8 protein-coding genes are annotated in these 5,817 nt (G+C 52.0%); 3 read left to right on the top strand and 5 right to left on the bottom strand.

Annotated elements, in window-relative coordinates; translation table 11 throughout:
• Window positions 1-111: 111 nt before the first annotated feature.
• Window positions 112-975 (bottom strand): YicC/YloC family endoribonuclease, encoded by an 864-nt coding sequence (locus A7090_RS23350; RefSeq protein ID WP_000621326.1) that lies wholly within the window; start codon window positions 973-975, stop codon window positions 112-114.
• A 127-nt stretch (window positions 976-1,102) separates the two neighbouring features.
• Between A7090_RS23350 and rph the strand changes: the two genes are divergently transcribed.
• The gene (gene rph, locus A7090_RS23340; protein WP_001247093.1) at window positions 1,103-1,819 is read left to right on the top strand and encodes a ribonuclease PH; all 717 of its coding nucleotides are present in this window, start codon (window positions 1,103-1,105) and stop codon (window positions 1,817-1,819) included.
• 65 nt (window positions 1,820-1,884) lie between these two features.
• On the top strand, window positions 1,885-2,526 hold the full coding sequence (gene pyrE, locus A7090_RS23335) for an orotate phosphoribosyltransferase (RefSeq protein WP_105275707.1): 642 nt from the start codon (window positions 1,885-1,887) through the stop codon (window positions 2,524-2,526).
• Here the strand turns inward: pyrE and A7090_RS26315 are convergent.
• Window positions 2,523-2,678, bottom strand: a complete 156-nt coding sequence (locus tag A7090_RS26315; RefSeq protein WP_206748400.1) for a hypothetical protein — start codon at window positions 2,676-2,678, stop codon at window positions 2,523-2,525. The genes pyrE and A7090_RS26315 overlap by 4 nt on opposite strands.
• Window positions 2,679-2,821: 143 nt before the next feature.
• Here A7090_RS26315 and A7090_RS23330 point away from each other — a divergent pair, with 143 nt between their 5' ends.
• Complete coding sequence (locus tag A7090_RS23330; protein ID WP_105275706.1) at window positions 2,822-3,784, top strand: reverse transcriptase family protein; 963 nt, start codon at window positions 2,822-2,824, stop codon at window positions 3,782-3,784.
• A gap of 45 nt (window positions 3,785-3,829) precedes the next feature.
• Here A7090_RS23330 and slmA read toward each other — a convergent pair whose 3' ends face one another.
• From slmA to coaBC, 3 genes are all read right to left on the bottom strand, one after another.
• A complete protein-coding gene (gene slmA, locus A7090_RS23325; RefSeq protein WP_105275705.1) occupies window positions 3,830-4,426 on the bottom strand; it encodes a nucleoid occlusion factor SlmA in 597 nt (198 codons plus the stop codon).
• A gap of 106 nt (window positions 4,427-4,532) precedes the next feature.
• Entirely contained in the window at window positions 4,533-4,991 is a 459-nt protein-coding gene (dut, locus tag A7090_RS23320) for a dUTP diphosphatase (RefSeq protein ID WP_000976064.1), read from the bottom strand.
• Window positions 4,969-5,817: bifunctional phosphopantothenoylcysteine decarboxylase/phosphopantothenate--cysteine ligase CoaBC (gene coaBC, locus A7090_RS23315; protein ID WP_105275704.1), on the bottom strand; the 849-nt coding region annotated here is incomplete at its 5' end. The genes dut and coaBC, both read right to left, overlap by 23 nt.

Genomic DNA, 5,817 nt, shown 5'->3' with positions numbered 1-5,817 from the left:
AAAACCTACCAGAATATGGTGTTGGTTTATTAGCGCTGATTTATGGGGATCCCTCAGCGCTGGGTGCGGGCTTGGTGTGATTTATGCGTCGTCCTGAATGTTGCTGATAGCTTACTCGATATTCTGAATCTGCTCGCGCATCTGCTCGATCAACACTTTCAGCTCGATGGCAGAATTCGTCACTTCGGCATTGATAGACTTCGATGCCAGCGTGTTCGACTCGCGGTTGAACTCCTGCATCATAAAGTCCAGACGACGACCAACGGCTTCTTTTTTCTTCAGAATGTTGTAGGTCTCTTTGACATGCGCTTCGAGGCGGTCAAGCTCTTCGGCAACGTCAATTCGTTGCGCCAGCAGTACCAGTTCCTGTTCCAGACGGTTATTTTCCAGCTGTACCTGGGCATCTTCCAGCTTCGCGACCAGACGCTCACGCTGCCATTGCAGGATTTCCGGCATATGGGCGCGGACTTTGACCACTTCGGCGGTAACACCTTCCAGACGCTGCTCGATCAATGCCTTCAGCGCCTGACCTTCGGTTTCGCGCGCGATGATAAAATCGTCCAGCGTACCATCCAACGCCGCGAGAATTTCAGCGGCAATCGCGTCGAGATCCTGCTCCTGGGCTGCCATCACACCTGGCCAGCGGAGAATATCAACCGGGTTAATTTCCCCTTCGTCGCTCTGCATTTTTACCCAGTTCGCGGCAGTTACCAGCTGTTTAGCCAGTTTTTCGTTGAGGATCAGCTCACCTTGCGCGCTGACATCTGGCTCATAGCGCAGGGTACATTCCACTTTACCGCGCGTCAGGCGAGAACGGATACGCTCGCGAACGACAGGTTCAAGGCTACGGAACTGCTCCGGCAGACGAAAGTAAGTTTCCAGATAACGCTGGTTTACCGAGCGCATTTCCCAGGTTGCGCTCCCCCATTCACCCTTGATTTCACGCCGGGCGTAGGCGGTCATACTGCGGATCATAGACGTTCCTGTTTGTAAAAGGAGAGGTGGTAAGGATTATAGCTATCGATGCCTTGTCAGGATAGGAATAACCGCCGGAAGTCCGTATAATGCGCAGCCACATTTGTTTCAAGCCGGAGATTTCAATATGCGTCCAGCAGGCCGTAGCAATAATCAGGTGCGTCCCGTTACCCTGACTCGTAATTATACAAAACATGCAGAAGGCTCGGTGCTGGTCGAATTTGGCGATACCAAAGTGTTGTGTACCGCCTCTATTGAAGAAGGCGTGCCGCGTTTCCTGAAAGGCCAGGGGCAGGGCTGGATCACCGCAGAGTACGGTATGCTGCCGCGTTCTACCCATACCCGTAATGCTCGTGAAGCGGCGAAAGGTAAGCAGGGTGGACGCACAATGGAAATCCAGCGTCTGATCGCCCGTGCTCTTCGCGCGGCTGTAGATTTGAAAGCTCTCGGTGAGTTCACCATTACGCTGGACTGCGACGTACTTCAGGCTGATGGTGGCACGCGCACCGCTTCGATTACGGGTGCCTGCGTGGCGCTGGCAGATGCGCTACAGAAGCTGGTGGAAAACGGCAAACTGAAAACCAATCCAATGAAAGGGATGGTAGCCGCGGTTTCTGTCGGGATTGTGAACGGCGAAGCGGTTTGCGATCTGGAATACGTTGAAGACTCTGCCGCAGAGACCGACATGAACGTAGTGATGACCGAAGACGGGCGCATCATTGAAGTGCAGGGGACGGCAGAAGGCGAGCCGTTCACCCACGAAGAGCTACTCACCTTGTTGGCGCTGGCCCGAGGGGGAATCGAATCCATTGTAGCGACGCAGAAGGCGGCGCTGGCAAACTGATTTTTAAGGCGACTGACGAGTCGCCTTTTTTTTGTCTGTAGAAAAGTAAGATGAGGAACGAAGGCATGAAACCATATCAGCGCCAGTTTATTGAATTTGCGCTTAGTAAGCAGGTGTTAAAGTTTGGCGAGTTTACGCTGAAATCCGGGCGCAAAAGCCCCTATTTCTTCAACGCCGGGCTGTTTAATACCGGGCGCGATCTGGCTCTGTTAGGCCGTTTTTACGCTGAAGCGTTAGTGGATACTGGCATTGAGTTTGATCTGCTGTTTGGCCCTGCTTACAAAGGGATCCCGATTGCGACTACTACTGCGGTGGCGCTGGCAGAGCATCATGACCTGGACCTGCCGTACTGTTTTAACCGCAAAGAAGCAAAAGATCACGGTGAAGGCGGCAATCTGGTTGGGAGCGCGTTACAAGGGCGCGTAATGCTGGTGGATGATGTGATCACCGCCGGAACGGCGATTCGCGAGTCGATGGAAATTATTCAGGCTAACGGCGCAACGCTGGCTGGCGTGTTGATTTCGCTCGATCGTCAGGAACGTGGTCGTGGCGAAATTTCGGCGATTCAGGAAGTTGAGCGTGATTACAGCTGCAAAGTGATCTCTATCATCACTCTGAAAGATCTGATTGCCTACCTGGAAGAGAAGCCAGAAATGGCAGAACATCTGGCGGCGGTTAAGGCCTATCGCGAAGAGTTTGGCGTTTAAAAATATGCGCTGCGCAAGTTTTTACTGTGTGCAGCGTAATGTGTTTTTAGATATTGTGTTAATCTGCTTTCGCCAGCAGTGGCAATAGTGTTTCCGGCCTTTTGTTCAGGCAGGTCGGCGAGTCGCCGACTTAACGCCAGTAGTTTGTTCATATACCCAAAGTTGCTCCATTGTACCTCAGCACGCTTCGCGTGCGTCGCGCTGACGCGCTCAGTACATTTACGCGCCTTCGGGATGGTTTGATGGTATTGCCGCTGCTGGCGTCCTATTTTGACCGCATGGTGTGGAGAGTGAAATGGATGCTACCCAGATAACCCTTCTGGCACTCGATTTGTTCAGCTCACCGGGTTGGAGCGCTGATAAAGAAATACAGCGGCTTTATGCGCTCAGTAATAATGCCGGACGACACTACCGACGTATTATTCTTTCTAAACGCAACGGTGGTAAGCGGGTAGTGTTCGCTCCTGATTATTTACTCAAAACCGTACAGCGCAACATCCTTAAGAATGTCCTGTCGCGATTTCCGCTTTCCCCTTTTGCTACCGCTTACCAGCCGGGTCGCACAATCATCAGTAATGCGCAGCCTCACTGCCAACAGTCACAGATACTGAAGCTTGATATAGAAAACTTTTTCGATAGCATTAACTGGTTATCGGTCTGGCGTGTGTTTCGCCAGGCACAGCTGCCATGTAATGTGGTAACTATGCTGACTTGGCTTTGTTGTTATAACGACGCGTTACCGCAGGGTGCGCCGACCTCGCCTGCTATTTCCAATCTTGTGATGCGGCGTTTTGACGAGTGCATTGGGGCCTGGTGTCAGGCACGGGGGATTATCTATACTCGTTACTGTGATGACATGACCTTTTCCGGTAGTTTCAATGCCCGCCAGGTTAAAAATAAAGTGTGCGGATTATTAGCGGAGATGGGCCTGAATCTTAATCAGCGCAAAAGTTGCCTGGTCGCTGCCTGTAAGCGCCAGCAGGTAACCGGGATTGTCGTTAATGACAAACCGCAGCTTCCCCGCGAATCGCGGAGGGGACTGCGCCAGGAGGTGCACTTGTGTGAAAAATATGGCGTCATTTCACATCTCAGTCGTCGTGGTGAACTTGACTTGTCTGCCGATACACATGTCCAGGCCACGGGGTATCTTTATGCTTTGCAGGGAAGAATCAACTGGTTGTTACAAATCAATCCTGATGATGAGGCGTTTAAACAGGCGAGAGAGAGTGTAAAGCGGCTACTGATTACACAAAAATAAGAAAAGCGTCAGGCAGATGTTTCTGCCTGAACGTTTGGTAGAGAATTACTGTAACTGCGCGGCAATCAACGGCCAGCGGGCGTCAAAATCATCCGTCGGGCGGTATTTAAATTCGCTACGGACAAAACGCGATAACACGCCTTCGCAGAAAGCCAGAATTTGGCTTGCCAGCAACGTTTCATCGGTGGTGTAACCTTCACCTTCACGCATTCTCTTTTCACGTAATACCTGACGCAGCTGCGCTTCAATACGCTCGAACAGTTGGTTGATGCGCCCTTGCAGGCGGTCCTGTTCGAACATTAGCGCATGACCGGTGAGGATGCGGGTCAGGCCAGGATTACGCTCGCCAAAACCGAGAAGCAGCAACACAATCAGACGCAGGCGCGCAGTGGTGTCTTTCTCATCTTTCAGAATCAGGTTGATGCGAGTAATCAGGCTATCTTCGATAAACTCAATCAGGCTATCGAACATGCGGGTCTTACTGGGGAAGTGGCGATACAGTGCCGCTTCTGAAACGCCGACAGAGGCGGCCAGTTTTGCCGTCGTGATACGCTGGCTTCCATCGCTGGATTCCAGCATCAGCGCCAGAGACTGAAGTATTTCTTCGCGACGGTTCCTTTTCGCAGTTTGTTTTTCTGCCATGTTAAAAAATACCCCTGAAAATAAGCACTTGCCAGGCGGCACCCACGCTATGACCGCAAACGAAATGTTTGCGGCTATGTTATGACGTTATTCGGATGCGTATGTGTTACTGACGACCAGAGTGACCAAAGCCGCCTTCACCGCGGTCGGTGGCGTCGAAATCTTCCACCAGATTAAATTCAGCCTGTACTACTGGAACAAAAATCATCTGGGCGATGCGTTCGCCTGGTTGAATGGTGAAGCTGTCCTGACCACGGTTCCACACGGAAATCATCAACTGACCCTGATAGTCAGAATCGATCAATCCTACCAGGTTACCGAGCACGATACCGTGCTTATGTCCCAATCCGGAGCGCGGCAGCATCATTGCTGCCAGTGAAGGATCGGCAATATGAATCGCCAGCCCGGTCGGAACCAGAGTAGTGGCACCCGGTGCCAGTTCTACGGCGTCGTCGAGACAGGCGCGCAGGTCAAGTCCGGCAGAGCCAGAGGTGGCATAAGTCGGGAGCGGAAATTCCTTCCCAACGCGCGGGTCCAGAATCTTAACGTCGATTTTTTTCATCATAACGGGTCACGATCTCGTCGAGTAATAATTGGCCAAGGAGCTCTTTTCGCTCAAGCGGTAAGACTTTATCTCCGTCCTGCCAGAAAAGGTGTAATGCGTTGCTGTCGCTGTTAAAACCCTGAGTTGGCTGGGAAACATCGTTCGCGCAGATCAGATCAAGGTTTTTACGGATACGTTTTTGCCGGGCGTATTCTTCCACATTATTTGTTTCGGCGGCAAATCCAACGACGTACGGTCGATGGTCTTTTAGTGCGGCAACACCAGCGACGATATCGGGGTTTTTAACCATTTTTATTGTTAATTCATCACCCTGCGTGGCCTGCTTTTTGATTTTTTCAGGGGCCACGGTAGCAGCGCGATAATCTGCCACGGCGGCGCAACCGATAAAAATATTTTGCTGCTGTACAGAAGCATTCACGGCGGCTTCCATTTCCAGCGCAGTCATTACATCAACACGTTTAACAAACGGTGGCGTCGGTAACGAAACCGGACCTGATACCAGCGTGACGTTCGCGCCACGACGGGCAGCAGCAGCGGCGATAGCAAACCCCATCTTGCCGGAGCTGTGATTAGAGATATAACGCACCGGGTCAAGCGGTTCACGCGTCGGACCGGCGGTAATCATAATGTTCAAATCTTTCAGGTCGTTGACGGGCGGAAAATACGCTACCGCCATATCCACAATGGTTAACGGATCGAGCATTCGCCCCGGGCCGATATCACCACAAGCCTGACTGCCGCTGTCTGGCCCCCCGATAAGCAGACCACGCGAGGCAAGCACCTCTAAATTATGCTGGGGGGGGGCGGCACGGTACATTTGCTGGGT

This window comes from Escherichia sp. MOD1-EC7003, from assembly GCF_002965065.1.
In the GTDB taxonomy this organism is placed as follows: Bacteria; Pseudomonadota; Gammaproteobacteria; order Enterobacterales; family Enterobacteriaceae; genus Escherichia.
This window is presented reverse-complemented; position numbering and strand designations above follow the sequence as displayed.